Raw genomic sequence first — 26,414 nt, 5'->3', positions numbered from 1 at the left:
CCCGGCAGCGCGAGCAAGTCATATCGGCCCGCCTGCTGGCGAACGTTTCTTCACAAGTTCGATACTACTCATGGGTCGTTGGTAACGCTATCATTTTGTACAGCCTGCGGCCATTCCGGCCAGCGCGGGCTGGTTGCGGCCCGCTGCGTCTGCGAACTCTGCCGCTCGATCACCGTAAAGCCGAGATCGAGCACGGGCTCATCGGGGCGCTTTCCTTCGATCGCGTCGATCAGCATCGCGGCAGCTGTGCTGCCCATCTCGTAACGGTTGGTCCGCACGCTCGTCAGCGTCGGCACCGAAGAGGCCATGAATTCGAGATCGTTGAAGCCGACGATCGCGATCTGCTCGGGGATTGCGATCTCCCGGCGGCGGCATTCGAAGAGAACGCCGAGCGCGAGGTCGTCATTGGCGCAGAACACCGAGTCGATGTCGGGTTCGCGGGCGAGCAAATCGGCGAACAGCGTGCCGCCGAGCGTCACCGAGGTCGGTGTCGCCGTGGTGACGACGAGGCGCTGTTCAAACAGCCCGGCGTCCTTCATGGCTGCGACATAGCCGTCGAGCCGCCGTTGCACCCGCGGGTCCATGCGCGCGCCGACGAAGCCGATCCTGCGGTGGCCTTGGGCGAACAGGTGGGCGACCGCCGCGCGCGCTGCATCGTAGTGGGAGAAGCCGATCATCATGTCGACCGGGTTGGGCCCGACCTCCATGATCTGGACGATCGGGCAGTCGGCCGCCTCCAGCATCGCGCGCGATTCCGTGGTCTGGTCGATTCCGGTGACGATCAGCCCGGCCGGCTTCTGCGCCAGAAAGATCCGCAGCAGCTTCTCCTCCTGGAGGATGGAGTAGCGTGTGTTGGACAGTTGGATCGAGTAGCGGCTGCTTTCGGATGCGTCATAAATGCCGCGCAGCACGTCGGAGAACACGTTGTTGGTCAGTGACGGAATCAAGACACCGATCACCTCGGTGCGCTGCGAGGCCAGCGCGCGTGCCGCAAGGTTGGGCACATAGCCGAGCTCCCTGGCCGCGCTGTCGACCCGCGTCCGCTTGGCGACCGACAGTGCCTCGGGATTGCGGAAGAAACGGGAAGCCGTAATCGGGCTGACGCCGGCCAGCTCGGCGACTTCCGCCAGCCGAATCTTGCCAGACTTGGTGCGCTTTCGACCCATTTGTTGCTCTTAACACAGTCACTCCCGTAAACAAAGGAACGTTGACAGCGCTACCAGCAACGACTAACCAAAGACAAATTGCCAAACCCGCACAAACTGCCGACAATGTTGCCCGTTAAGAGGGGCTTCGGATCGGCGAAGTTCAGAAAAAACGAGACGGTGGCGGCGCGACAGTTGCGTCGTCTATGTCGGAGGAGGGAGCTAGATGTCGTCTGTGCAAATCCGCGACGTGCGGAAATCGTTCGGCAATTTTGAAGTCCTGCACGGCGTGTCGATCCCGATCGAGGACGGGCAGTTCGTCGTCCTGGTTGGCCCCTCCGGCTGCGGCAAGTCGACGCTTCTGCGCATGCTCGCAGGCCTCGAGAACATCACCTCCGGCACGATCTCGATCGGCGACCGCGTCGTCAACAATGTCCAGCCCAAGGAGCGGGACATTGCGATGGTGTTCCAGAATTACGCGCTCTACCCGCACATGACCGTCGGCGAAAACATGGGCTTCTCGCTGAAGCTTCGCAATGCCGGCTCCGACGAGATCAACAAGCGCGTCAAGCGCGCTGCTGAAATTCTTGCACTGACGCCATTGCTCGAGCGTTACCCGCGCCAGCTCTCCGGCGGCCAGCGCCAGCGCGTCGCCATGGGCCGCGCCATCGTGCGCGATCCCCAGGTTTTCCTGTTCGACGAGCCCTTGTCGAACCTCGACGCCAAGCTGCGCGTCGCCATGCGCACCGAGATCAAGGAGCTGCACCAGCGGCTGAAGACCACGACCGTCTACGTCACCCACGACCAGATCGAAGCCATGACCATGGCCGACAAGATTGTCGTCATGCATGACGGTGTCGTCGAACAGATGGGCACGCCGCTCGAGCTCTACGACACGCCGGAAAACCAGTTCGTCGCCGGCTTCATCGGCTCGCCAGCCATGAACTTCCTCAAGGGCCATGTCCGCGTGAACGGCGTTGCCACCTTCGAGGGGCCGAACGGCGTCAAGCTGCCGCTCAAGAGCGCGCCGGCGGGCTCGGACGGCAAGCCTGTGGTCTATGGCGTCCGTCCCGAGCACTTCACCATCGCCGACGACGGTGCCGACGCCGAGATCGTCGTGGTCGAGCCGACCGGCTCGGAGACGCAGGTGTTCGCGAAGCTCGGCGGCGAGCAGGTCGTCGCCGTCTTCCGCGAGCGTCACCAGTTCAACCCGGGCGACAAGGTCCGGCTGAAGCCCGACCCGTCCGTGGTTCACTTGTTCGACGAGGCGACCGGTAAACGCATGTAGCGACGTAACGATCGACCAATTCAAATATAAAAAATCAGGGAGAGAACGATGAGCGATTTCAACAGGCGTAGTGTGCTCAAAGCCAGCCTGGGCGGCGCAGCTTTGCTCGCCGGCCCCGGCATCGTCCCGGTCCGCGCGGCCGAGTGGACCAACACGCCGGAGCCGAATGCCTCCATCCGCGTGCTGCGCTGGAAGCAGTTTATCCAGGCCGAGTTCGACAAGTTCGCCGAGCAGACCAAGAAGTTCTCCGAGAAGACCGGCATCAAGGTGAAGCTCGAGGCCGAGAGCTGGGAAGACATCCGTCCGAAGGCCGCGGTGGCCGCCAATGTCGGCGCTGGCCCCGACCTGATCATCGGCACGCTCGACGATCCCTTCAAATTCCCCGAGAAGCTGATCGACGTCACCGACGTTGCCGATTATCTCGGCAAACAGTATGGCGGCTGGTATCCCGTCGCCGAGAAGTACGGCAAGAAAGGCAACAACTGGATCGCGATCCCGCAGGGCGCGACCGGCGGCTGTCTGAACTACCGTATCAGCCACGTGAAGGCCGCGGGCTTCGACGAATTCCCCAAGGACACCGCCGGCTTCCTCAAGCTCTGCCAGGCCCTGAAGAAGAACAACACGCCGCCCGGCTTCGCGCTGGGTCACGCCACCGGCGACGCCAACGGCTGGTGCCAGTGGGCGCTGTGGGCGTTCGGCGGCAAGGTCGTCAACGACAAGAACGAGGTCGTGATCGATTCTCCGGAGACGATCGCCGCGCTCGAATACGTCAAGCAGCTCTATGCGACGTTCATTCCGGGCGTGCTGTCGTGGAACGATAGCAACAACAACAAGGCGTTCCTCGCCGGCGACATCAGCCTGACTCTGAACGGCATCTCGATCTGGACCGTCGGCAAGAACTCCCCCGATCCCAAGCAGCAGGAGATCGCCAAGGACATGAACCACGCGGCGATGCCGATCGGGCCCGTGGGCGTGCCGACCGAGCAGCAGAACGTCCTGGTCTACTACGGCTACAAGCACTCGAAGTATCCGAAGGCGGTCAAGGAATACATCAAGTTCATGATGGACAAGGAGAACTACGACGCGTGGGAGGTCGCCTCCAACGGCTACGTGTCGCCGCCGCTCCCGGCCTACAACGACAATCCGGTCTGGACCTCCGATCCCAAGATCACGCCGTATCGTGACTGCCTGAAGCGCTGCCGCGACAACGGCTATGCCGGCGATCTCGGCTACGCCTCGGCCGCCGTCATGGGCGACTTCGTCGTGGTCGACATGTTCGCGGAAGCCGCCTCCGGACAGACGACGCCGAAGGAAGCAGCTGCCCGCGCCGCCGAGCGTGCCAAGCGCTACTACCAGGTCTGATCAGCCATAGGCGGCGGCGTCCGGTTTGCTGGGCGCCGCCGTTGTCGTTCGTTGAGGAGAGTCCGACATGGCAGTTATGGCCGAGCCCGTCGCCGCGCAGGTCAAGCGCAGCAGTTTGTGGAGCAGGGCGTTCGAAAGCCGAAATTTCCTCGGCGCCATGTTCATGGTGCCGGCTATCGCCATCCTGATCCTGTTTCTGGCTTATCCGCTTGCGCTGGGCTTCTGGCTCGGCATGACCGATACCAAGATCGGGGGCGTCGGCCGTTACATCGGCTTCGCAAACTTCGTCTCGCTGTCCAAGGACTCCGTGTTCTGGCTGTCGGTGTTCAACACCATTTTCTACACGGTGTTCGCGAGCATCGTGAAATTCGCGATCGGACTTTACCTGGCCTTGCTGCTCAACGAACGGCTGCCGTTCAAGTCGATGGTCCGCGCCATCGTGCTGTTGCCGTTCGTGGTGCCGACGGTGCTGTCGGCAATCGCCTTCTGGTGGATCTATGACAGCCAGTTCTCGATCATCTCCTGGGTGCTGATCAAAGCCGGCATCTTGACCCACTACATCGATTTCCTCGGCGATCCCTGGAACGCGCGCTGGTCGGTGGTGCTCGCCAACATCTGGCGTGGCGTCCCCTTTGTCGCCATCACGCTGTTGGCGGGATTGCAGACCATCTCGCCGTCGCTCTACGAGGCCGCCAATCTCGATGGCGCCACCAATCTACAGCGCTTCCGTCACATCACGCTGCCGATGCTGTCGCCGATCATCGCCGTCGTGATGACGTTCTCGGTGCTGATGACGTTCACCGACTTCCAGCTGATCTACACCATCACGCGCGGCGGCCCGATCAACGCGACCCATCTGATGGCGACGCTGTCGTTCCAGCGCGCCATCACCGGCGGCAATCTCGGCGAGGGTGCGGCGATCTCGAACGCGATGATCCCGTTCCTGGTCGCGGCGATCTTGTTGAGCTTTTTCGGGCTTCAGCGCTCCCGCTGGCAGCAGGGCGGGAGGGACTGACCATGAGCACCGCGGACGACCAAAGCGTCGGAATGGACTACCTGGAAAGTTTTCCGCGGAAATTCCTCCGCGTTTATCTTCCGCTCGGCCTGATCATCGTCTTCCTGCTGTTCCCGTTCTATTGGATGGCGGTGACAACGTTCAAGCCGGACGCGGAGATGTACGACTATGAGAAGTACAATCCGTTCCTGATTGCGCATCCGACGCTCGAGCACATCAAGAAGCTGTTCTTCGACACCGACTATCCGCTGTGGATGTGGAACACCGTCATCGTCTCGGTGTCCGCGACCTGCATCTCGCTGTTCGCCAGCGTCTGCGCCGCCTATGCGATCGAACGTCTCCGCTACAAAGGCTCGCGCTATGTCGGCCTCGCGATCTTCCTCGGCTATCTCGTGCCGCCCTCGATCCTGTTCATTCCGCTGGCGGCGATCGTGTTCCAGCTCGGCCTGTTCGACGGCAATCTGGCGCTGATCCTGACCTATCCGACCTTCCTGATCCCGTTCTGCACCTGGCTGTTGATGGGCTATTTCCGCACCATCCCGTATGAGCTGGAGGAGTGCGCGCTGATCGACGGGGCGACGCGGCTCCAGATCCTGACCAAGATCACGTTGCCATTGTCGCTTCCCGGCGTGATTTCGGCCGGCATTTTCGCGTTTACGTTGTCCTGGAACGAGTTCATCTACGCGCTGACCTTCATCTCCTCGTCCGAGAACAAGACGATTCCCGTCGGCGCCATCACCGAGCTCGTCAACGGCGATGTCTACCATTGGGGTGCGCTGATGGCTGCGGCGCTGACCGGCTCGGTCCCCGTAGTTATCCTTTATTCCTTCTTCGTGGAGTATTATGTCTCGGCGATGACCGGCGCCGTGAAGGAATGATCGCGGGGCCTGCCTGAGAGCGCACCAAAACGTTTCGAGAGCGGTGCGCTCCGGCCAATAAGAAGGAGTAGGTTCTTGCACATTCTGGTTCTGGGCGCTGCCGGCATGGTCGGGCGCAAATTGTGTGAACGTCTCTTGCGTGACGGCCGGCTCGGCACGAGCGACATCACCAAGCTGACCATGCATGACGTCGTCGAGCCCAGGAAGCCGGAGAAGGCCGGTTTTGCCGTCGAGACCGTGTCGGCCGATTTCGCCGTGCCGGGCGCGGCCGAGAAGCTGATCGCCGGTCGTCCCGATGTGATCTTCCATCTGGCCGCGATCGTCTCGGGCGAAGCCGAGCTCGATTTCGACAAGGGCTACCGCATCAATCTCGACGGCACGCGGATGCTGCTGGATGCCGTCAGGCTCGTCGGCGGCGGCTACAAGCCGCGCGTGGTGTTCACGTCGTCGATCGCTGTGTTCGGCGCGCCGTTCCCCGATGCCATCGGCGACGAATTCTTCCATACGCCGCTGCTCAGCTACGGCACCCAGAAGGCGATCGGCGAATTGCTGCTGGCTGATTATTCGCGCCGCGGCTTCCTCGACGGCATCGGCATCCGCCTGCCGACGATCTGCATCCGGCCCGGCCTGCCCAACAAGGCGGCATCGGGCTTCTTCTCCAACATCCTGCGCGAGCCTTTGGCCGGCAAGGAAGCGGTCCTTCCGGTGTCCGAGGACGTCCGCCACTGGCACGCCACGCCGCGCTCGGCCGTCGGCTTCCTGCTCCACGCCGGCACCATGGATCTCGCCAAAGTTGGCCCGCGCCGCAATCTGACCATGCCGGGCTTCTCAGCCACGGTCGGCGAGCAGATCGCTGCGCTCAGGCGGGTGGCCGGCGACAAGGTCGCCGCGCGCATCAAGCACGAGCCGGATCCGTTCATCGTTGGCATTGTCGGCGGCTGGCCGCGCAATTTCGAGGCGAAGCGGGCGCGCGAGCTCGGCTTCACCACCGAAGAGAAGAGCTTCGACGATATCATCCGCATTCACATCGAAGACGAGCTCGGCGGCAATTTCGTCGCCTGATCTGTGACTGAGCGGGTAGAGTAATGGCGAGCGTTGCTTGCATCGGTGAATGCATGGTCGAGCTCCGGCAGGCCCAGGGGGGACATTCTGCGGGACATTCCGCGGGACATTCCTCCGGACAGTCTGCCGGGCAGGGCGGTGGCCTGTACTCGCGCGGCTTCGGCGGCGACACCCTCAACACGGCGGTGTATCTGGCGCGGCTCGAGGTCAAGGTCGATTATCTCACCGCGCTCGGCGATGACGGCTTGAGCGAGGAGATGATCGCGGCCTGGACTGCAGAGGGCGTCGGCACCCGCCGCGTCGTGCGGCTGCCGGGCAAGCTGCCCGGCCTCTACATGATCCAGCTGGATGCGAAGGGCGAGCGCCAGTTCTTCCACTGGCGCGACAGCGCGGCGGCGCGCCAGCTGATGAGCCTGCCGGAAACCGACGAGCTGCTCAACTCGCTGATGAGCTACGACATCGTCTATCTCTCCGCGATCACGCTCTCGATCTACGACGCGCCCGGCCGCGAGCGCCTGTTCGCGGCGATCAAGCGCGCGCGCCTGCTCGGCACCCGCTTCGTCTTCGACACCAATTTTCGCGCACGCGGCTGGCCCGATCGCGATGTCGCGCGCGAGGTGTTTGCCGCAGCGTTTGCGGCCGCCGATATCGTGCTGACCTCGACCGAGGATCTGCTCGCGCTCTATCCCGGCGAGAGCCGTGAGCAATTGATGGCGCGCATTCCCACGCCTGAGTTGGTGTTCCGGCTTGCCGAACCCGTCAGCCTGCTGCGCTTCCCGGGGACTACCTACGAAGTCCGTGCCGAACCAATGACCAAACCGGTGGTTGACACCACGGCGGCCGGTGACAGCTTCGCCGCGGCCTATATCGCGGCCCGGCTCGGCGGTTCCGATCCCGTTGAGGCGGCGCAGGCCGGGCATCGGCTGGCCAGCCTCGTGATCTGCTATCCCGGCGCCATCATTCCCGGCTATGCCATGCCGCCGAAGAAACGGCACCGGCCGGCGACCACGCGTCAAGCGACCAAGTGACAAGCGACCAAGTGAAACGAAAGCCAATATGACCACGACTGCTCAACAGAACCACCTCGTCGCGCTGTTCAAGGCCGCGACCGTCATTCCCGTCCTCACCATCGAGCGGATCCAGGATGCCGTGCCGCTGGCGCGTGCGCTGGTTGCCGGCGGCGTCCGCACGCTGGAGGTGACCCTGCGCACCCCCGTTGCGATCGAGGCAGCGAGGGCGATGATGGCCGAAGTCCCCGAGGCGAACGTCGGCATCGGCACGATTCTCAATCCGGCCGACTTCACCCGAGTCGAGAAGCTCGGCGTCAAGTTCGGCATCAGCCCGGGTCTGACCCCCGATCTGTTGAAGGCCGCCACCGATAGCTCCCTGCCGTTTGCGCCAGGCATTGCCACGGCGTCCGAACTGATGACGGCTCTGTCCTACGGCTTCGACGTCGCAAAATTCTTCCCGGCCGAGCAGGCCGGCGGCATCAAGGGGCTGCGGGCGCTGGGCGGGCCGTTTCCGAACGTACGGTTCTGCCCGACCGGCGGCGTCGGCGAGGCCAATGCGGCGACCTGGCTTGCCGAGCCCAATGTGGTCGCGGTCGGCGGTTCCTGGCTCTGCCCGACGGCGGAGATCAGGGCCGGGAACTGGGCCGGCATAACTGCCATCTGCCAGCGCACCCTCCAGGCGTTGAAAGCCGGGTGAAGTCTTGCCATCCTTGGGCTAAGACTTAGGTCAGCAAGAGATCGCCAGGGAGAACAACCATGACCGCCAGCATCGTCGGATGGGCGCATACGCCGTTCGGCAAGTTCGACACTGAAACCGTCGAAAGCCTGGTCACCCGCGTCGCCAACGAGGCGATGGCGGACGCCGGCATTTCGGCCTCCGATGTCGACGAAATCGTGCTCGGCCATTTCAACGCCGGCTTCTCGGCACAGGACTTTACCGCCTCGCTGGTGCTCCAGGCCGACCCGAAGCTGCGCTTCAAGCCGGCCACCCGCGTCGAGAACGCCTGCGCCACCGGCTCCGCGGCCGTGCACCAGGGCCTGCGCGCGATCGCGGCAGGTGCGGCCAAGATCGTGCTGGTCGTTGGCGTCGAGCAGATGACGCGCACGCCGGGCGCCGAGATCGGCAAGAACCTGCTGAAGGCGTCCTATTTGCCGGAGGACGGCGACACGGTTGGCGGCTTCGCCGGCGTCTTCGGCAAGATCGCCAGCTCCTATTTCCAGAAATACGGCGACCAATCCGACGCGCTGGCGCTGATCGCGGCCAAGAACCACAAGAACGGCGTCGCCAATCCCTTCGCCCAGATGCGCAAGGATTTCGGTTTCGAGTTCTGCCGCGCCGAGAGCGAGAAGAACCCTTACGTTGCAGGTCCCCTGAAGCGCACCGATTGCTCGCTGGTCTCCGATGGCGCTGCCGCATTGGTGCTGGCTGATGCCGAGACCGCCAAGGGTATGAGCAAGTCGATCGGATTCCGCGCCACCGCGCATGCGCAGGACTTCCTGCCGATGTCCAAGCGCGACATCCTCCAGTTCGAGGGCTGCACGGTCGCCTGGCAGCGTGCGCTGGAGCAGGCCGGGGTCACGCTGTCTGATCTCTCCTTCGTCGAGACCCATGACTGCTTCACCGTCGCCGAGCTGATCGAATACGAAGCGATGGGCCTGACGCCGAAGGGGCAGGGCGCCCGCGCCATCAAGGAAGGCTGGACGCTGAAGGACGGCAAGCTGCCGGTCAATCCGTCCGGCGGCCTGAAGTCCAAGGGCCATCCGATCGGCGCCACCGGCGTTTCCATGCACGTGATGACCGCGATGCAGCTCGCGGGACAGGCGCCCGAGGGCATGCAGCTCAAAAATGCCAAGCTTGGCGGCATCTTCAACATGGGCGGCGCCGCGGTCGCCAATTACGTTTCCGTGCTGGAGCCGCTGAAGTAATCTCTTGTAGGGTGGGTTAGCCCTTCGGATTGCGCGAAGCGCAAACCGCCGGGCGTAACCCACCATCTTCGCTCTCCGGGGCGGAAAACAAAGAGGTGGGTTACGCCTTCGGCTAACCCACCCTACGGCCTTTGCGCTAGATCATGGTGGGCACGCTCCGCTTTGCGCACCTTAACGCTCTTGATTGATTTGCAGGGACTGCATCATGAGCAATAACTACGAAGACTCATTGTCGATGGAAGCCCTTAACGATCGCATCGCGATCCTCGAGGACAATATCCGCCAGCTGATCGAGCAGGCCGCGGCTGCTTCCGGCGAGCAGAACGAGTCGCGCATCGCCGACCGCATCAACCAGCAGAACGAGGATCTCGACCGTCTCATCAAGATCCGCGAATCCCGCGAGAAGAAATAGCGGCTGCAATTGTGCGTCAGAGCTCGCGACTTCGTCGCACCCTGGAATGACTGCCCGGGGAGGCCATCATGAGCTTCATCATCGGCGTCGGCCTCACGCCTTACGGCAAGCACGAAGGCTCGTCCTCGCTCGACCTGATGAGCAGGGCGGCGCAAGCCGCGCTCGACGATGCCGGGCTCAAGCGCGCCGAGATCGACGGCATCCTCTGCGGCTACTCCGCCGTCTCGCCGCACATCATGCTGGCGACCGTCTTCGCCGAGCATTTTGGTATCCGCCCGAGCTACGCCCACGCCGTGCAGGTCGGCGGCGCCACGGGCCTCGCGATGACGATGCTGGCACATCATCTGGTCGAAGCCGGAGTCGCGCGCAACGTGCTCGTGGTCGCCGGCGAGAACCGTCTCACCGGGCAGAGCCGCGACGCCTCGATCCAGGCCTTGGCGCAGGTCGGCCATCCCGACTATGAGGTGCCGCTTGGGCCGACCATTCCCGCCTATTACGGCCTCGTTGCTAACAGGTACATGCACGAATATGGCGTGACCGAACAGGACCTCGCCGAATTCGCAGTGCTGATGCGTGCCCACGCCTGCACCCATCCCGGCGCGCAATTCCACGATGCCATCACGGTTACCGACGTCATGGCCTCGAAGCCGGTGGCGATGCCGCTCAAGCTGCTGGATTGCTGTCCGGTCTCCGACGGTGGCGCAGCCTTCGTCATCAGCCGCGAAAGGACCGGCGAGACCGGCGTGCGCATCCGCGGCTGCGCGCAGGCGCACACCCATCAGCATGTCACGGCCGCGCCCGCCTTGAGCGAACTCGGCGCCGAGATATCCATCGCCCGCGCCAGGGAGGCCACCGGCCTTGCGATCTCGGACGTGCGCTACGCCGCGATCTACGACAGCTTCACCATCACGCTTGCGATGCTGCTGGAGGACCTCGGCCTCGCCGGGCGCGGCGAGGCGGCCGCCCGCGTCCGCTCCGGCCATTTCAGCCGCGACGGCGCGATGCCGCTCAACACCCATGGCGGCCTGCTCAGCTACGGCCATTGCGGCGTTGGCGGCGCCATGGCGCATCTGGTCGAGGCGCATTTGCAGATGACGGGGCGGGCGGCAAACCGCCAGGTGCGGGATGCATCGATCGCGCTGCTGCACGGCGACGGCGGCGTGCTGTCGTCGCATGTCAGCATGTTTTTGGAGCGGGTGCGATGAGCGAGCGTCTGGCGGACTGGACCAAGGGCGAAGAGGCCATCACCTACCAGACCTGCACCTCATGCCGCCATGTGCAATATTTCCATCGCGCCTTCTGTGCTGCCTGCGGTGCGTCCGACCCGCAAGAGCAGCGCGCCAGCGGCAAGGGCAGGGTGTACGCGACCTCGCTGGTTTGCCGCGCCGCCACGCCCGAGACGCGCGCGCACGTGCCCTACAACATCCTGCTGGTCGATTGCGCCGAGGGTTTTCGCATGATGGCGCATGGCGAGAACGATCTCGTCATCGGTGACGAAGTGTCTGCGGGCTTTAGGCCCTTTGCCGGGAGGTTCGTGCCGTTTTTCGCCAAAGAGAAATAGTGGGATTTGGATGCTGATGTGTAGCTCGGATGGAGCGCAGCGAAATCCGGGGTTCTCACCTCGCGGATAGACTTTCCCGGATTGCGCTGCGCTCCATCCGGGCTACCGCCAGGAGCTACTGCCAGGGGCGGTGGGATTCGTCATTCGGGGGCGGTCATCGGACCGAGCCTGGAACGGGTATTCTGGGCCTGGCTTGTGCGAGAGCCACCCCGGAATGACGAAAACTGTAAAACTCTAACTAACGCCCGTAGAACAAGACGCTGGCGATGACGAGCATCGCCATCACCGCCAGCATATGCGCGAGCGCTCCCGAGGCCGCCCCCTTAGTGGCTTCCTTCATGCCGTTTTCTCCCTAGACTTGGGCGTGACTCATCGTTGCGCGGTGAGCGCACCCGACGGCCAATTGTTTTTACTCGGAACACCCCACTTCGATCATCGCCGCGATTTAGGACCCCACGCGGCGAATATCGACTGTATCAAGGTCGATCAGCAATGCGGCGGCATTTTGACTCGATCATGTTGCTCCTGCGGTCGAGCGCGAATACAGTTTTGGGGAACTTATTCCGGCAACGACAATAAGCATCAAAAGCTTCAGGAAAAACTCAAGGTAAATCATGGCCCGCATCGACTACAGTGATCCGTCCAAGGCATCCGACCGCACCCGCGAAATCCTCGACAAGAACCGCAATGCCAACATCTTCCGGATGATGTCGCATTCGCCGAGCTATTTCGAGCAGTACTGCCGCCTCGGCGGCGCAATCCGCCACAAGGGCGAGCTCGATCCGATCGTGCGCGAGCTTGCAATCACGCGCACCGGCATCCTGTGCGAGGCCCCGTATGAAATCGTCGCGCACAAGCGTATCGGCAAGAATGTCGGTGTCACCGACGCGCAGAACGAGGCGCTCGAGAACTGGCAGGCGGCGTCCTGCTTCAATGAGGTGCAGAGCGCCGCGCTCGCCTTCACCGACGAGATCATCAGACTGAACAAGCCGACCGACGCGACCTTCAAGGCGATCGCGTCGAAGCTGACGCCGGCAGCACTGGTCGAACTTCAGCTCTCCGTCGGCTTCTACATCATGACCTCGAAATTCCTCGAGACATTCGACATCGATCTCCAGCCGGTGACGGAAGTGGTCGGCTGAACCGAAAGCTTGGCTTGCGAGGGACGTCATGACCATCGACGAATATGCGGCCTGGGCCGCAAGCATTGCGAAAGTCGATGAGAATCCCTCGAACGAGCGGTTGTCCTATCTCGGGCTCGGTCTCGCCGGTGAATCCGGCGAGGTCGCCGAACACATCAAGAAGCTGCTGCGCGATGACTGGCTCGACAAGGCCGGTCTCGTCGAAGAGCTCGGCGATGTCATCTACTACTGGGCCTGCCTGTGCGCCGCGACCGGCCAGCAGCCATCCGAATTGCTCGAGGCCAGCGCCGCCAAGATCAAGCGACGGATCAGCGAGGCGGCAAGCCGCTAAAGCAAGGTGCGAGTAGGGACGGGATCACCTCTCCCCGTCGGGGAGAAGTGAAGAAACCTCGGCACATTACGTCGACGTCAGGATGTCCACCTTGGTGTTGGCGACGATCAGGCGATCGGCCAGCAGCTGCGCCAGGTTGCGCATGATGCGTTCGCTGGCGTGGGGATGCTGTCTGCGGAAGCGTTCGAAATCCCTAAGCGGAATCTCGAAAGCGGTCGCCGCCATATCCGCGAACACGTCGGCGGAGCGGATGGCTTCAAGCAGCGCCATCTCGCCAAAAGCCATGCCCGCGGTCAGCGTCGCCAGCCGCACGCCGTCGGGCAGCGTAACGTGGACGGCGCCGCTGCGCAGGAAATACAGCGTATCGGCGGGATCGCCGGTGGTGACGATCCTCTCGCCCGAATGATGTGTCCGGATCGTGCTGAGCGAGGCGAGGTCGGTCAGCTCTTCGTCGCTGAGGCCCGCCAGCAGCGGCTGCTCGGACAGCTCGGTGGTCTCGTGAAAATCGATCGAGCCGCCATAGCGGTAGACGATCTGGTCTTCGGCCCATTCAATCGCGGTGTCGAGCAGATAGAAGTCGCGGACGTTCTTCAGTTCCGCGGTCCACTCCCGCAGTGTGTTCCACTCCTTGGTCGCACGCCTGACGCCGGACAACACGACCGTGACGTTGAGCGCTGCAAGCTCCTCGAAGGCCTCCGCGATGAGCCGCGCTCCGGCGCGCGTGGTGGAGGTGACACGATGCAGATCGAAGATCACGAATTGCGGCCGCGGCCGCCCGGCGAGCCGGCGCGAGACATAATCGACCGCCGACAGCGACAGCGTCCCGACCAGCTCGATGATTCGCACCTCATGCTCGTGCGCGGCGAGGATGTCGCGCTCCTGCTGGCGGCGGACGCGGCGCGACGGGCTCTTGCCGATGTCGTAGTCCGCGATGACAGCGTTACGGGCGTCGTCGCTGCGGTTGGCATGTGCAAATCGTAATGCGAGGACAGTGCCTCGCACACCTTGATGCCGCGCACGCTGTTGCCGTGCTTGTCGAGTTTTGGCGAATAGCAGCCGAGCCCGAGGCGGGCAGGGAGCGCTGCCAGGATGCCACCGCCGACGCCGCTCTTGGCGGGGATGCCGATCCGATAGATCCATTCGCCAGCATAGTCGTACATGCCCGAAGAGGTCATCACCGACAGCGTGCGCGAGATCGCATACGGCGTCAGCACCTGCTCGCCGGTGACCGGATTGACGCCGCGATTGGCGAGCGTCGCCGCCATCACCGCGATGTCGCGCGCGGTGACCAGCACCGCGCATTGCCGGAAATAGACATCGAGGACGCCTGCGACATTGTCCGAGATCACCGCATTGGTCTTGAGGAGATAGCCGATGGCGCGGTTGCGGTCGCCGGTCTGGCTCTCCGAGGTATAGACCGCCTCGTCGACGGCGAGGTCGCGCCCGGCAAACCGGCTCAGCGCGAGGCGGATTTGTTCAAAGGCCTCAGTGCCCTTGCTCGCATGGATCAAGCCGGTGCAGGCGATCGCGCCGGCATTGACCATCGGGTTGAACGGATGGTTCTCCGCATTGAGCCGGATCGAGTTGAAGGGATCGCCGGAGGGCTCGACGCCGATCGCGCTCTCGACCTGGCCTGCACCCAAAAGGTCGAGTGCAAGCGCGAACACGAACGGCTTCGACATCGACTGGATGGTGAAGGGCACCCGGCTGTCGCCGACCTCGTAGACATGGCCGTCGAGCGTCGCCAGGCTGATGCCAAAATAGGCAGGATCGGCCTTACTGAGCTCGGGGATGTAATCGGCGACCGCGCCCGAGGTCTCAGCCGAGAATTCAGTGAGGCACGTGTCGAGAAACCGCAGCAGCGGTGGCTTCGCGCGGGTCCAGGCAGAGGCGGGCGGTGGTGTCATCGCCTCCTTGTGCAACGCAATCAGGGCACGCGCAACCCGTCCGGTATCGCCGATTGCCGCCGGACCAGCAGCAGGGCGATCAAAATCGTCGGCGCCAGGATCGCGAGCCCCAGCAGCGTTACCTGTATTTGCGACAACGGCATGATGCCGCCGCCGGGTGTCGCCACCACGAAGCCGCCGATCACCAGCAGCACGCGGATCGGCCATTCCAGCAGGCCTGCGCCGCGGAGATCGCCGACGAAGGGCTGATAGCCCTGGATGCCGCCGCAGATGAACAACGTGCCGAAGGCGGCAAGCGCCATCAGGCCGAGGCCGGCCAGATACGGGCTCGGCCCTTGCAGCACCAGCGCCGGATTGAGCACGAAGAAGAACGGGATGAAATAGATGATGCTGCCGACCCACATCGATTCCCACCCGGTCTTCATCGCCGGCGAGCCGGCGATGCCCGCAGCCGCGAACGAGGCGATCGCGACCGGCGGCGTGATCGAGGACAGCATGCCCCAATAGAAGATGAACATGTGCACGGCCATCCTGTTCAGCCCGAGCTTCTCCAGCGCGGGCGCGACCAGAATGGCGAGGAAGATGTAGCAGGCCGTCGTGGTCAGCCCGAGACCGAGAATGAGGCTGGTGAAGGCACACATGCCGAGCAGCAGGAAGGCGTTGTCGCCGGCGAGCCGCAACAAATCGTTGGCGAGGCTCGACACCACGCCGGTCATCGAGAATGCGCCAATCAAAAGACCGCAGCCGGCGAGGATGCCGATGAGCTCGACGAAGGTGCGCCCGTTCACCTCGAGGAATTTGCCGATCGTCGCGGCCGTCCAGCGCGTGTCCTTCGAGAAGAGCTGGTTGAGCACGAGCAGCAGTGCGGTTGCATAGAACGGCGCGTGGCTCTCGCGCTTGAAGTACAACAGCATCACGATCAATAGCGCGATGACGAAGACGTAGTACCAGCCGTCCCGGATCGTATCCATGATCCGCGGCAGCTCGGCACGCGGAATGCCCTTCAGCCCGTGGCGTGCGGCATAGGCGTCGACCTGCATGAACAGGCCGACATAATAGAGCGCGGCCGGGATGATCGCGGCGAGGGCGACATCGGCATAGCTGATGTTGAGGAACTGCGCGATCACGAAGGCGGTCGCGCCCATCACCGGCGGCGCCAGCACCGCGCCGGTCGAAGCGCAGGCCTCGATCGCGCCGGCATAGGAGGCACGGAAGCCGCTCTTCTTCATCACCGGGATGGTCATGGTGCCGGCGGTCAGCACGTTGGAGATGATCGAGCCCGACATCATGCCGAGCAGGCCGCTGGCAAAGATACAGACTTTCGCCGCGCCGCCGCGAAACGTGCCGCACAGTGCGAAGGCGAGGTTGATGAAGAATTTGCCGGCGCCCGTCATCATCAGCGCGGTGCCGAACACGAGGAAGCCGATCACGGTGTCGGCAAAGGCCTGGATCGGAATGCCGAGCAGGCTCTCGCCCGAGAGCACGTGATAGGCGGTTGCCTGCTCCAGCGTCGACTGGGTGCCGCGGAACGGCCCCAGCCAGCCGGATTCCGCAAACAGCGGATACACGGTGAAGGGGAAGACGCTGAGCAGCAGGCTCCAGCCGCCGGTGCGGCGCAGCGCCTCCATCAGCATCACCCACATCACGAGGCCGGCGGCGATCACGGCGTTGGGCGCGCCGCCGAATTCCCAGCCGGCCTCTGCCGCCTTGCGCACGTTCGACATCAGCATGAGCGCTGCCGCGAACGTCACGACGAAGAACAACAGATCGTACCAGGGAATGCGGTCGAGCGGGGCGCGCTCGGTACCCGGGAAGATCACGAAGGTGAACGGCAGCATCAGGGCGATCAGGAGGTAGAAATATTCCGTGTTGAGCTGAGTGTAGCCGACGAAGAAGCGTAGCGAGAATTGCTGGTTGATGCAGAGCAGGATCGTCGCCGCGGTCGCGGCCACCAGCGTCCAGCGCCAGGCGCCGCGCAATGTGCGAACGCGCGTAACTTCGGCTTCCTGCATGTTGCCGGCGGCGCCATGCGGATCGTCGAACACGATCCGCTTCGAGTCTTGCGGGGCAGTGGAGGCGGAAACAGACGACATGATCGACCCCGCGCGTGGGCTATGAACTCTTCGCGACTACTCCTCGAATCCGTTCGGCATCTCGGCTTTCGCAAGTGCCGCTGCGCGGGCCTTCATCCAGCCCTCGAGGAACGCCTTGTCATCCGACGGCGGACTGGATTTGCCGTACTCGGCCCATGCCGCGCCAAGCACCTCCTGGCGCTTGATCAGCTTGGTGTTGTACGCCTCCTGCGCGTCGCTCCATTGCCCGGCCTCCTTCAGCGCCTTCACTGCGCCGGGATGCACCGGCACCACCCAGTTCTTGGTCTGGCGGTCGGCGGCCAGCCCGCCGGCGCCGGGCGCGGAATCCTTGTAGGCATCGTAGTTCACGATCATCGCCTTGGTCATCGCATAGACCTGATCGGCAGGTTGCGAGGCGTAAACCACGAAGATCGGGTAGGGGTAGTTGCCAAGCTCGATCGGCTTGTCCGGCGAAATGCCGGCGCCGCAGGTCGCAAGCTGCGGGAAGAAGAACGTGCCGACCTTCAGCATCCGCGCCCAGCCCTCCTTGTCCTTGGCCGGCAGCGGCGGCCAGACCAGGCCGCGCGGCGAGGTCTCGGCTTCCTTGGCGGGACCGGTGATGGTGGTGCCAAAGGCGGCGTCGGTGTCGTTGTTAATCAACCCTTTCCACATCGCGCCGTAGCTTGCGAATTCGACGATCTTGACGTCCTTCTGCGTCAACCCGGCGAAGGCCAGCACCGCGAGCGAATTCTGGTTCAGCGCGGGTGAGCCGACCACGAAGCCGACGCGCTTGCCCTTGAGGTCTTTCAGTTCCTTCACGCCGGCATCTGCAGCAACACCGAGCGAGCCGCAATTGCAGTCGACGCTGGAGAGCATCAGCTGGAGCGGCTGCGGCCCCCATTCCCTTGAGCCGAACTCGAACACGCCTTCCTGCGCGAAATAGGAGCCCGATCCCATTGCGGACGAGGCCGCACGCTTGGCGCGCAGCGGCGCGAGACGGGCGACGTCGTTGCCGGCCGGCAGCACGCGCACGTCGGTGTTGTATTTGTCCTTCATCATCTTGCCGACGCCGACCGCGATGTTGAAGCCGGCGGTGCCGGTGTCATAGGCGGTGAAGGTCAATGTCGCCGGCAGCTTGATGTCTTCGGCGATTGCATAGCGTGTAGACGCAAAAGAAATGCCCGCAACCAAAGCAGGCGCGAGCATGATGAGCCCACGAAACATGTTGCCCTCCCGTTATCCTCGCTGTTGCCGCGAAGACTTTCTTTCTTTGTTTGAAACAGATCATGTCACCGCGATCAGGCGATGGCAACGCCGTACCGCGCGTGCCGCACTGGGGCAGACAGATTGTCGCGGAGGCGATAACGCAGTCAGTTCGCAACGATTGCGACCGCTTGCCCCTCGGCAACGACGTCATCGATCTTGACGAGAAGCGACGTGATCGTGCCGCTCGCGGGCGAAGCCACAGGTATCTCCATCTTCATGGCTTCGACGATCACAATTTCATCGCCATCGGCCACGGTTACTCCAACTTGCACGGGAGTTGCGCAGATGCGTCCGGCGATCTCCGTGACGATCTTAATTTCTGGCATGCCATCCCTTTTTGTTGTGATGGCAAAATGCCTGAGGTAGCGTCATCTGCAAGTGGAATTTAATTCCGCACAGCGGAACAACTGGTAGGGAACATGGGACGACGTTCGGAGCGGTTGAGTAGACAAGGTGCGCTCGCTGGCGATGCCGGCGAGGGTGACGTCATCCAGGTGGTGTCGCGCGCGTTCGACGTGTTGCGATGCTTCGAGGGCCACGAGGCCAGGCTCGGCAATCTCGAGATTTCAAATCGCTGCGGTCTGCCGCGCTCGACGGTGTCGCGGCTCACGCACACGCTGACGCGCATGGGCCAGCTCGTTTACCTGCCGCGCGACCAGAAGTATCGCATCGGTCCCAGCGCGGTGGCGATGAGTGCCTCGATGATGAAGGGCGCGCAGCTGCGCAGCATGATCCGGCAGCGGCTCCAGGAAGTCGCCGAGCAATTGCCGGGTACTGTCGGCTTGGTCGTCCCGGATCGCTTCAATCTCGTTTACGTGCAATTCGCGCGCTCGGCGGCCGCACTCGGCCTGCACGAGGGCACCGGCAGCCGCATCTCGATGGCCTCGACCGCCGCGGGCGCGGCCTACACCGCGGCGCTGGCGCCGGAGGTCGGCGACGCCTTCATCGCGGACATGGAACGGGAAGCCCCTGAGGCTGCAAAGATCCTGAAGCCCCGCATCGAGGCCAACCGGCAGTCGCTGTGCGAGCGCGGCTATGTCGTGGCTTGTGGTCTCTGGAGCCCGCACATCAACGGGCTCGCGGTGCCGATCTGGTCACCGCAATATCAGACCTTCGTGGTCATCACCATCGGCCTTCTGTCGTCGATGTATGACGAGCAGCGTTTGCATGCTGAGGTCGCGCCGCTGATGCTCGATCTGGGCCGGTCGCTGGCCAGCCTGGTCGAAGGCGCGGAAGGCGATGTCTTCAACAACCGCATCTCGCGCAAACCGGTCGCAATGGCCGTGCATAACAATAACAAGCCGATCAATTCGGAGGGAGTGGATGAACTGGAAGCCGGAACTCGACGAGCTCGCCCGGCGCGAAGCCTTCGCGCGGGAGATGGGCGGCGTTGACAAGGTCAAGCGACAGCATGACCAGGGCCGGCTGACTGTTCGGGAGCGCATCGAAGGACTGATCGACAAGGGCAGCTTCCACGAGATCGGTGCCGTCTCCGGCATCGGTGAGTACGATGCCAAGGGCGAGCTGAAGACCGTGACGCCGGCGAACTGCGTGTTCGGCCGCGCGCGCGTCGACGGCCGCACCGTGGTGGTGGTCGGCGACGATTTCACCGTGCGCGGCGGCTCCGCCGATGCGTCGATCTCGGCAAAACCCTTGATGGCGGAGGAGATGGCACACGACTTCCGTCTGCCGATCGTTCGCATCATCGAAGGCTCCGGCGGCGGCGGCTCGGTCAAGACCATCGAGACCAAGGGCGCGGCGAATCTGCCGGGCGGCATCGGCGGCACCCGCTGGTATCGCTTCACGATCGAAAACCTGTCTCGCGTGCCCGTGGTCGCGCTCGGCCTTGGCTCGGTCGCAGGCCTGGGTGCCGCGCGTCTTGCCGCCAGCCACTATTCCATCATGACCAAAAAATCCGCGATGTTCGTCGCAGGGCCACCGGTGGTGAAGGCGCTGGGGCAGAACCTTTCGAAGGAAGAGCTCGGTGGCGCCGACATCCAGACCCGCGCCGGTGCGGTCGATCATGCCGTCGACACCGAGGAGGAGGCCTTTGCCTGCGCGCGGCGCTTCCTCTCTTATTTGCCATCGTCGGTTGACGGGCTGCCGCCGACCGTGCCCTGCGCCGACAATCCGGAGCGGGCCGAAGAAGCGCTGATGAACGCGGTGCCGCGCAACCGCAAGCAAGTGTACAAGATGCGGCCGATCATCGAGCAGGTCGTCGACAAGGGCTCGTTCTTCGAGGTCGCCAGCCAATTCGGCAAGCCGATCATCGTTGGCCTCGCCCGGCTCGAGGGCAGGGCGGTGATGGTGCTCGCCAGCGACAGCTTTCACTATGGCGGCTCCTGGACGGCGGATGCCTGCCAGAAGGTGGTTCGCTGGGTCGACTTCGCGGAGACCTTCCATCTGCCGATCGTCTATCTCATGGACTGCCCCGGCTTCATGATCGGCCTCGATGCCGAGAAGGCGGGGACCATCCGTCACGGCGTCCGCGCGATGGCCGCGGTCAACCAGACCACGGTGCCCTGGTGCACGGTGATCCTGCGCAACGCCTTCGGTGTCGCCGGCGTGGTGCATCAGCCGGCCGATCGCTTCTCGATCCGCTACGCCTGGCCGTCGGCCTATTGGGGCTCGCTGCCGCTCGAAGGCGGCATCGAAGCCGCCTACCGCGCCGACATCGATGCGGCCGAGGACAAGGCCGCCAAGCTCAACGAGATTCAGGAGCGTCTCAACAAGCTGCGCTCGCCGTTTCGCTCGGCCGAAAAGTTCTGGGTCGAGGAGATCATCGACCCCCGCAAGACGCGGTCGCTGTTGTGCGAATTCGCGCGGCTGGCCGAGCCGCTGCGGAAGTCGGGGCCGCCGGAGAACATGACGATCAGGCCCTGAGGCGCGACCGTCGTCGCGGCGTCGCAGTGCGAAGAAGCGCTTTGCGGCGACATATTCCCCAACAGAGTCGCTGTCGGCGATCCAGCTTGTCGGCCGTTGAGCGGAACTTCAACGCGGACAGCTCCGCATCACATATCATTTATCGTAGTGTTACATAGCGTGTCTTATTGTGTCTCCGCGAGAGTTCAGCACGTAGCTTAATCGGCCGTATCGACACCCTCTGACGTCCATGCGTCAGGGGATGGTTTCCTATGGCCTCGTTTTTAATGCGGAGGAAACGGTGAACAGATTTCTGAATCACACGTCGTCATTGCACAATCGGCTATTCGGAGTGGCGGCGATGGCCGCGACGATGCTCTGGCTGACGCCGGCGAGCGCCGAGGAGCACGAGCGCAAATCCTGCGAGCTCGGATCGCCCGGTCACGAGGTCAAGCACGTCATCTATCTCCAGTTCGACAACGTTCACCTCGCGCGGGACAATCCCAACGTTCCGTCCGATCTGGAGCAGATGCCCCACCTCTACAATTTCCTGAAGGACAACGGCACGCTCCTGAACAAGCACTACACCGTGCTGATCTCGCATACGACCGCCGGCATCACGAGCTCGTTGACCGGCCTCTATCCCGACCGGATGGGGCTCACGGTCACCAACTCCTACGATTATTACAACACCGCCACCGGCGTTCCGACCTTCACGTCGGCGTTCAAATATTGGACGGCCCCGGTTGCCTCGCCGGTCGATCCCCACCCGAACATGATCACGACCGGTGGCAAGAACACGCCCGCCCCGTGGGTGACCTACACCCGGGCCGGCTGCGACGTCGGCTACGTTCCGACCGCGAATGCCGTGCTCGAGAACGCTGTGGCCGGCGCGTTCAAGGCCGGTCCGACCGATCTCTTTGCCGCAGCCAAGGCCGGCGATACCCAGATCGACCTGTTCAGCAGCAAGGGCTTTAGCGTCGGGGACACGATCGTCATCGATCAGGGCGCCAATCAGGAAACCGCCAAAATCGACCATTTTTCCGGTTTTTTCACGGTCTTGGCGAGCCCGCTGACCAAGAATCATGCGCAGAGCGTGTCGGTCTGGGAGCCTGCCGCGGATCCGATTGACCGCACCGGGGACATCACGACGATCTTCGGCGCCAACTCCTCTGAGTGGCTCGAAGCGCTCGACTCGCAGGAAGCGCCATTCGGCTCGGCCGCGGCGGCGAAGGCGACGACGGACTTCGTCGGCATTGCGGTGCACTGCACTACTGGCAGGTCAAGCATCTGCGCGAACACTCCCAGCGCGCGGGCCGATCTGCTGCCGGATGAGCCGGGCGGGTACCAGAATTACCGCGCTTTGTTCGGAGCGAAGTATGTCAACCCGGTGATCACCCATGGCTCGCCATCGGTGAATGACATCAATGGCGCACCGATTACCGACCAGTTCGGGCATCCGGGCTTCCCGGGCTTCGACGGGATGTCGGCGGCGAACACGCTGGGCTATGTGGCCCAGATGCAGGAGGCCGGCATTCCGGTCACCTACGCCTACATCTCCGACCTCCACGATAACCACGCCGGCGGCGGTGCCTATGGACCCGGCGAGGCCGACTATGTCGCGGCGCTGAAGACCTATGATGACGCGTTCGCGAAATTCTTCGACCGGCTCGCCGCGGCCGGCATCAACAAGAGCAACACGTTGTTTATCGTCACGGCAGACGAGAACGACCACTTCGCCGGCCAGCAGGCGCAAAACTGCAACGGCGTGACGACCCCGTGCATCTACAACGCAGCCTCCGGCAACCCGCGCCACGGCCGGTTCGACCTGACCAACAACGGCCAGCCCGTCTCGGCCTGGACCGGCCCGTCGACATGGCCGCCGACGTCGGCCAACGGACCGCTTGTCGGCGAAGTCGGCTACAACATCACATGGCTGCTCGGCACCACGATTTCGGGCACCGGCTACGACATCTCGTTTGACTCGGCGCCGAGCTTCTACATCTACGGCCAGCCGCAGGCGTTCGATGCCAGCGGGCACGTCGTCGTCAACCCGGTGCTGCGCGCCTTCGAGAAGGCAGCGGCGGGCCTGAAGGCGTTCGATCCCTATGTCGACGCCACGCAACTGACACCGGTCGCGAACTACCTCGTGGACGGGCCGACGCTGAAGGCGCTGCACATGATCAACGCCGATCCGCAGCGGACCATGTCGTTCACGATGTTCTCAAAGCCGGACTACTACTTCCAGACGGTCAGCCCCTGCACGGGAAAGAGTCAGGGCTGTCTAAACGACGCCTTTGCCTGGATCCACGGCGACTATTCGAATGACATCGGTCAGACCTGGCTCGGAATGGCCGGCCCCGGCGTGAGGAACGGCGCGATCGACAACACGACCTGGACCGATCACACCGACATCGTCCCGACGGTGAATACACTGCTCGGGCTGAGGCCGGACTATCAGGCGGACGGGCGCGTGATCACGCAGATCCTCCATCCGTCGGTGGCCAAGGGCGGGAACGCCGAGCCGTTTACGAAACTGGGTGACATCTACAAGCAACTCAACGCACCCTACGGCGCGTTCGCCCATGCGCTGATTGTCGCCTCGACGGCGGCAATCAAGGCCGACGATGCGACCTACTTGTCTGTCGAGCAGAAGATCCAGGCGTTGACCACGCAGCGCGATGCACTTGCCCAGCAGATGAAGGACCTGCTCGATCCGCAACCGATCGGGGAAGGCCGCGGCGAGCACGACGAAGCCCGCTTCGGCCGCAATGGGCCCCCCGTGCAGCTGATCGGGGAAGGTCTCAAATTGCTCGCTGCGGCGCAGTCGCTGGCCGGTCTGTAAGCACCAACGCGGCAGAGAGGGCTCGAACTCGCGGCACATGCGGTGTTCGAGCCCTTCATTCACAACCGCTCCACCACGCGCGGTGCAGGTTGCGATGTCCCTCCTGCTTCAACCCCGGCAAGTTAACCCAGGTTAACGCCACGCAAACCCAGCCATTTTCTGCCGTTCTTCAGGCTCATTTCAGCCAAACCGATATTGGTTTCTCGTCGCCGGGGCAGGATCCTCCAGTTCGGAGTCCTGCATGATCAGGCAAGTTGTTTCTGCGTATCTCGTCGTTGCCGCCAGTTCGTTTGCCGCGGAAGCGCGGCCCTATCGCATGTTGCAGGCCTCTGAATGCAACGTCACCATGCCATGCGACTTCTCGTATTCGCAGGCGCGGCGCCAGCGGGCTCCGAGGCCCTCATTGCAAGCCTATCGCACAACGCAAATGACGGCGACCGATACGAGTAATACCGCCACGATCATGAGTGCCTCCGGCGATCGAATCGTTGGCGGCCGTCCGGCCGGTTGTCCCTCGTCCTTCTGCGGTTGCGGCGCGGCTCTGCGCGTGTTCGGCCGTGTCGTGCCGGAGTTGAATCTCGCGTCCAACTGGCTGCGCTTTCCGCGGACGTCGCCGGCGCCGGGAATGGTCGCGGCACGGCACGGGCACGTCTTCGTGCTGGAGCAGCCCCTCGGCGGCGACATGTGGATGGCGTATGACGCCAATTCGGGCGGTCATGCCACGCGCATGCACGCGCGTTCGCTACGGGGCTACACCGTCGTTAACCCGCACGGCTGAGTCAATCGCGAGGGTCACCGGCCTGCATCACAGCCGCAGCACCTTGCCGGGATTCATGATGTTCTGCGGATCGAGCGCGCGCTTGATAGTGCGCATGATGTCGAGCTCGGTCTTGGAGCGGTAGTGGCTGAGCTCGTCGAGCTTGTCGATGCCGATGCCATGCTCCGCCGAGATCGAGCCGCCCATGGAGGTGATGAGATCGTTCACGGCGCGGGTGATGGCGGCGGTGTGTTGGTTCAGCGTCTGCTGATCCATGTCCTTCGGGCCCATGAACGAAAAATGCAGATTGCCGTCGCCGATATGCCCGAGCGGGTAGGGGCGAATGCTCGGGAGAATGGCGAGGGCGGCTTTGAGGCCCTTGTCGATGAACTCGGGAATTCTGGAGATCGCCACCGACACATCGTAGCTGAGCCCAGGTCCCTCGGCGCGTGATGCCTCGGCCATGGCTTCCCGGATGCGCCACATGTTGCGCGACTGACTGACGGTCTGCGCGATCACGGCGTCGAGCACGCGGCCGGCCTCGAGCTGATGGCTGAGAAACTGCTCCATCTTCTCGGACATGCCATCGGCCCCGTCCTGCCGTGGGCGCGAGGACGACCATTCAAGCAGCAGGTACCAAGGCGTATCCGCCTTGAGCGGATCCTGGACGCCGGGAATGTGGCGCATCACGAGGTCGACGGCCGCGCGGCTCAGCAGTTCGCAGGACCCGACATTGTCCTCGGATGCCGCATGCGCTTCGGACAGGATCTCCAACGCCGCGCGCGGATCGCGAACAGCCAGCCACGCCGTGCAGACGTCCTTCGGCGCCGGCCACAACTTGAGCACCGCCTTGGTGATGATGCCCAGTGTGCCCTCGGCGCCCATGAACAAGTGCTTCAGATCGTAGCCGGTGTTGTCCTTCTTGAGCGCACGCAGTCCATTCCAGACATCGCCGTTGGGCAACACGACCTCGAGCCCCAGGACAAGATTGCGCGCATTGCCATAGCGCAGCACCTGCACGCCGCCGGCGTTGGTCGAGAGGTTGCCGCCGATCATGCATGAGCCCTGGGCGCCCAGACTGAGCGGCAGGAACCTGTCGTGTTCGGCCGCTGTCTCCTGAAGCGTTTGCAGCACGCAGCCGGCCTCGACCGTCATCGCGTAGCCGACGGCATCGACGTCTAGCACGCGGTTCATGCGGCCTAGCGACAGCACGATGCCGGTGTGCGCGGGCCAGGGCGTGGCCCCGCCCATCAGCCCGGTGTTGCCGCCCTGCGGCACGATCGCGATGCCGTCCTCATGGCACAGCCGCACCACTTTCGCGACTTCCTCGGTGCTGCCGGGACGAACGACGGCGCCGGCACCGCCCACCAGTAGGCCGCGCCAGTCCGTCACGAACGGCTGCTTGCCGTGCTCGTCCTCGATAAGACCTTTCTCGCCCACGATCGCGCGCAACGCATCGCGCAGCTCGGCGGTCAATGGAACGGTCGGGATGATGGGTGCGGACGACGGGAAGGCAGCCGGCATGTTGTTTCCCCTGGCGCATCTTGGTGTGCACTGCGCGCGCGAAGCGCTT

22 protein-coding genes and 1 pseudogene are annotated in these 26,414 nt (G+C 63.6%); 17 read left to right on the top strand and 6 right to left on the bottom strand.

What is annotated here, in order from left to right:
* Positions 1-68: 68 nt before the first annotated feature.
* On the bottom strand, positions 69-1,166 hold the full coding sequence (locus tag JJE66_RS22260) for a LacI family DNA-binding transcriptional regulator (protein ID WP_200516637.1): 1,098 nt from the start codon (positions 1,164-1,166) through the stop codon (positions 69-71).
* Between the two features lie 205 nt (positions 1,167-1,371).
* On the opposite strand from JJE66_RS22260, the gene JJE66_RS22255 reads away from it, so the two are divergent.
* From JJE66_RS22255 to JJE66_RS22195, 13 genes are all read left to right on the top strand, one after another.
* Positions 1,372-2,433, top strand: a complete 1,062-nt coding sequence (locus tag JJE66_RS22255; protein WP_200516636.1) for an ABC transporter ATP-binding protein — start codon at positions 1,372-1,374, stop codon at positions 2,431-2,433.
* Positions 2,434-2,481: 48 nt separating this feature from the next.
* Positions 2,482-3,795 carry an ABC transporter substrate-binding protein gene (locus JJE66_RS22250; protein WP_200516635.1) on the top strand — a complete coding sequence of 438 codons (1,314 nt, stop codon included), beginning with the start codon at positions 2,482-2,484 and terminating at the stop codon, positions 3,793-3,795.
* 67 nt (positions 3,796-3,862) lie between these two features.
* The gene (locus JJE66_RS22245; protein ID WP_200516634.1) at positions 3,863-4,810 is read left to right on the top strand and encodes a carbohydrate ABC transporter permease; all 948 of its coding nucleotides are present in this window, start codon (positions 3,863-3,865) and stop codon (positions 4,808-4,810) included.
* 2 nt (positions 4,811-4,812) lie between these two features.
* Entirely contained in the window at positions 4,813-5,688 is an 876-nt protein-coding gene (locus JJE66_RS22240; RefSeq protein ID WP_200516633.1) for a carbohydrate ABC transporter permease, read from the top strand.
* A gap of 75 nt (positions 5,689-5,763) precedes the next feature.
* Positions 5,764-6,750, top strand: coding sequence for a D-erythronate dehydrogenase (gene denD / locus JJE66_RS22235; protein WP_200516632.1), 987 nt, complete (start codon positions 5,764-5,766; stop codon positions 6,748-6,750).
* A gap of 23 nt (positions 6,751-6,773) precedes the next feature.
* Complete coding sequence (locus tag JJE66_RS22230) at positions 6,774-7,778, top strand: sugar kinase (protein WP_200516631.1); 1,005 nt, start codon at positions 6,774-6,776, stop codon at positions 7,776-7,778.
* 28 nt (positions 7,779-7,806) lie between these two features.
* Entirely contained in the window at positions 7,807-8,457 is a 651-nt protein-coding gene (eda, locus tag JJE66_RS22225; protein WP_200516630.1) for a bifunctional 4-hydroxy-2-oxoglutarate aldolase/2-dehydro-3-deoxy-phosphogluconate aldolase, read from the top strand.
* A gap of 59 nt (positions 8,458-8,516) precedes the next feature.
* On the top strand, positions 8,517-9,686 hold the full coding sequence (locus JJE66_RS22220; RefSeq protein ID WP_200516629.1) for an acetyl-CoA acetyltransferase: 1,170 nt from the start codon (positions 8,517-8,519) through the stop codon (positions 9,684-9,686).
* Between the two features lie 205 nt (positions 9,687-9,891).
* Entirely contained in the window at positions 9,892-10,098 is a 207-nt protein-coding gene (locus JJE66_RS22215) for a hypothetical protein (protein ID WP_200516628.1), read from the top strand.
* Positions 10,099-10,166: 68 nt separating this feature from the next.
* On the top strand, positions 10,167-11,303 hold the full coding sequence (locus tag JJE66_RS22210) for a thiolase family protein (protein WP_200516627.1): 1,137 nt from the start codon (positions 10,167-10,169) through the stop codon (positions 11,301-11,303).
* Positions 11,300-11,659 carry a Zn-ribbon domain-containing OB-fold protein gene (locus JJE66_RS22205; RefSeq protein ID WP_200516626.1) on the top strand — a complete coding sequence of 120 codons (360 nt, stop codon included), beginning with the start codon at positions 11,300-11,302 and terminating at the stop codon, positions 11,657-11,659. The genes JJE66_RS22210 and JJE66_RS22205 overlap by 4 nt, the downstream gene beginning before the upstream one ends.
* A gap of 614 nt (positions 11,660-12,273) precedes the next feature.
* Positions 12,274-12,801 (top strand): carboxymuconolactone decarboxylase family protein, encoded by a 528-nt coding sequence (locus tag JJE66_RS22200; RefSeq protein WP_200516625.1) that lies wholly within the window; start codon positions 12,274-12,276, stop codon positions 12,799-12,801.
* 28 nt (positions 12,802-12,829) lie between these two features.
* On the top strand, positions 12,830-13,132 hold the full coding sequence (locus JJE66_RS22195) for a nucleoside triphosphate pyrophosphohydrolase family protein (protein ID WP_200516624.1): 303 nt from the start codon (positions 12,830-12,832) through the stop codon (positions 13,130-13,132).
* Between the two features lie 66 nt (positions 13,133-13,198).
* Here JJE66_RS22195 and glsA read toward each other — a convergent pair.
* The 4 genes and pseudogenes from glsA to JJE66_RS22175 form a co-directional block, all read right to left on the bottom strand.
* A pseudogene (gene glsA, locus JJE66_RS22190) lies at positions 13,199-15,039 on the bottom strand (glutaminase A).
* A 20-nt stretch (positions 15,040-15,059) separates the two neighbouring features.
* Entirely contained in the window at positions 15,060-17,132 is a 2,073-nt protein-coding gene (locus JJE66_RS22185; RefSeq protein WP_200516623.1) for a TRAP transporter permease, read from the bottom strand.
* A 36-nt stretch (positions 17,133-17,168) separates the two neighbouring features.
* Positions 17,169-18,335 (bottom strand): TAXI family TRAP transporter solute-binding subunit, encoded by a 1,167-nt coding sequence (locus JJE66_RS22180; RefSeq protein WP_200516622.1) that lies wholly within the window; start codon positions 18,333-18,335, stop codon positions 17,169-17,171.
* A 146-nt stretch (positions 18,336-18,481) separates the two neighbouring features.
* Entirely contained in the window at positions 18,482-18,703 is a 222-nt protein-coding gene (locus JJE66_RS22175) for an acetyl-CoA carboxylase biotin carboxyl carrier protein subunit (RefSeq protein ID WP_200516621.1), read from the bottom strand.
* A gap of 93 nt (positions 18,704-18,796) precedes the next feature.
* Here JJE66_RS22175 and JJE66_RS22170 point away from each other — a divergent pair, with 93 nt between their 5' ends.
* The 4 genes from JJE66_RS22170 to JJE66_RS22155 all read left to right on the top strand — a co-directional run bounded on the left by JJE66_RS22170 (position 18,797) and on the right by JJE66_RS22155 (position 24,862).
* Positions 18,797-19,771, top strand: a complete 975-nt coding sequence (locus JJE66_RS22170; RefSeq protein ID WP_200516620.1) for an IclR family transcriptional regulator — start codon at positions 18,797-18,799, stop codon at positions 19,769-19,771.
* Positions 19,701-21,260 (top strand): acyl-CoA carboxylase subunit beta, encoded by a 1,560-nt coding sequence (locus tag JJE66_RS22165; RefSeq protein WP_200516619.1) that lies wholly within the window; start codon positions 19,701-19,703, stop codon positions 21,258-21,260. Before JJE66_RS22170 ends, JJE66_RS22165 begins: the two co-directional genes overlap by 71 nt.
* A gap of 340 nt (positions 21,261-21,600) precedes the next feature.
* Positions 21,601-24,084, top strand: a complete 2,484-nt coding sequence (locus tag JJE66_RS22160; protein ID WP_200516618.1) for a hypothetical protein — start codon at positions 21,601-21,603, stop codon at positions 24,082-24,084.
* A gap of 241 nt (positions 24,085-24,325) precedes the next feature.
* The gene (locus tag JJE66_RS22155) at positions 24,326-24,862 is read left to right on the top strand and encodes a hypothetical protein (RefSeq protein ID WP_200516617.1); all 537 of its coding nucleotides are present in this window, start codon (positions 24,326-24,328) and stop codon (positions 24,860-24,862) included.
* A gap of 27 nt (positions 24,863-24,889) precedes the next feature.
* Here the strand turns inward: JJE66_RS22155 and JJE66_RS22150 are convergent, their stop codons facing one another.
* Entirely contained in the window at positions 24,890-26,365 is a 1,476-nt protein-coding gene (locus JJE66_RS22150) for an FAD-binding oxidoreductase (RefSeq protein WP_200516616.1), read from the bottom strand.
* Between the last annotated feature and the right edge of the window lie 49 nt (positions 26,366-26,414).

The sequence above is a fragment of the Bradyrhizobium diazoefficiens genome, from assembly GCF_016612535.1.
GTDB classification, from domain to species: domain Bacteria; phylum Pseudomonadota; class Alphaproteobacteria; order Rhizobiales; family Xanthobacteraceae; genus Bradyrhizobium; species Bradyrhizobium diazoefficiens_C.
This window is presented reverse-complemented; position numbering and strand designations above follow the sequence as displayed.

Bases quoted from the DNA above. Each gene is read 5' to 3' on its own strand.
- JJE66_RS22260 (WP_200516637.1), bottom strand. From the start codon at position 1,166: ATGGGTCGAAAGCGCACCAAGTCTGGCAAGATTCGGCTGGCGGAAGTC.
- JJE66_RS22255 (WP_200516636.1), top strand. From the start codon at position 1,372: ATGTCGTCTGTGCAAATCCGCGACGTGCGGAAATCGTTCGGCAATTTT.
- JJE66_RS22250 (WP_200516635.1), top strand. From the start codon at position 2,482: ATGAGCGATTTCAACAGGCGTAGTGTGCTCAAAGCCAGCCTGGGCGGC.
- JJE66_RS22245 (WP_200516634.1), top strand. From the start codon at position 3,863: ATGGCAGTTATGGCCGAGCCCGTCGCCGCGCAGGTCAAGCGCAGCAGT.
- JJE66_RS22240 (WP_200516633.1), top strand. From the start codon at position 4,813: ATGAGCACCGCGGACGACCAAAGCGTCGGAATGGACTACCTGGAAAGT.
- JJE66_RS22230 (WP_200516631.1), top strand. From the start codon at position 6,774: ATGGCGAGCGTTGCTTGCATCGGTGAATGCATGGTCGAGCTCCGGCAG.
- eda (WP_200516630.1), top strand. From the start codon at position 7,807: ATGACCACGACTGCTCAACAGAACCACCTCGTCGCGCTGTTCAAGGCC.
- JJE66_RS22220 (WP_200516629.1), top strand. From the start codon at position 8,517: ATGACCGCCAGCATCGTCGGATGGGCGCATACGCCGTTCGGCAAGTTC.
- JJE66_RS22215 (WP_200516628.1), top strand. From the start codon at position 9,892: ATGAGCAATAACTACGAAGACTCATTGTCGATGGAAGCCCTTAACGAT.
- JJE66_RS22210 (WP_200516627.1), top strand. From the start codon at position 10,167: ATGAGCTTCATCATCGGCGTCGGCCTCACGCCTTACGGCAAGCACGAA.
- JJE66_RS22205 (WP_200516626.1), top strand. From the start codon at position 11,300: ATGAGCGAGCGTCTGGCGGACTGGACCAAGGGCGAAGAGGCCATCACC.
- JJE66_RS22200 (WP_200516625.1), top strand. From the start codon at position 12,274: ATGGCCCGCATCGACTACAGTGATCCGTCCAAGGCATCCGACCGCACC.
- JJE66_RS22195 (WP_200516624.1), top strand. From the start codon at position 12,830: ATGACCATCGACGAATATGCGGCCTGGGCCGCAAGCATTGCGAAAGTC.
- JJE66_RS22185 (WP_200516623.1), bottom strand. From the start codon at position 17,132: ATGTCGTCTGTTTCCGCCTCCACTGCCCCGCAAGACTCGAAGCGGATC.
- JJE66_RS22180 (WP_200516622.1), bottom strand. From the start codon at position 18,335: ATGTTTCGTGGGCTCATCATGCTCGCGCCTGCTTTGGTTGCGGGCATT.
- JJE66_RS22175 (WP_200516621.1), bottom strand. From the start codon at position 18,703: ATGCCAGAAATTAAGATCGTCACGGAGATCGCCGGACGCATCTGCGCA.
- JJE66_RS22170 (WP_200516620.1), top strand. From the start codon at position 18,797: ATGGGACGACGTTCGGAGCGGTTGAGTAGACAAGGTGCGCTCGCTGGC.
- JJE66_RS22165 (WP_200516619.1), top strand. From the start codon at position 19,701: ATGAACTGGAAGCCGGAACTCGACGAGCTCGCCCGGCGCGAAGCCTTC.
- JJE66_RS22160 (WP_200516618.1), top strand. From the start codon at position 21,601: ATGGCCGCGACGATGCTCTGGCTGACGCCGGCGAGCGCCGAGGAGCAC.
- JJE66_RS22155 (WP_200516617.1), top strand. From the start codon at position 24,326: ATGATCAGGCAAGTTGTTTCTGCGTATCTCGTCGTTGCCGCCAGTTCG.
- JJE66_RS22150 (WP_200516616.1), bottom strand. From the start codon at position 26,365: ATGCCGGCTGCCTTCCCGTCGTCCGCACCCATCATCCCGACCGTTCCA.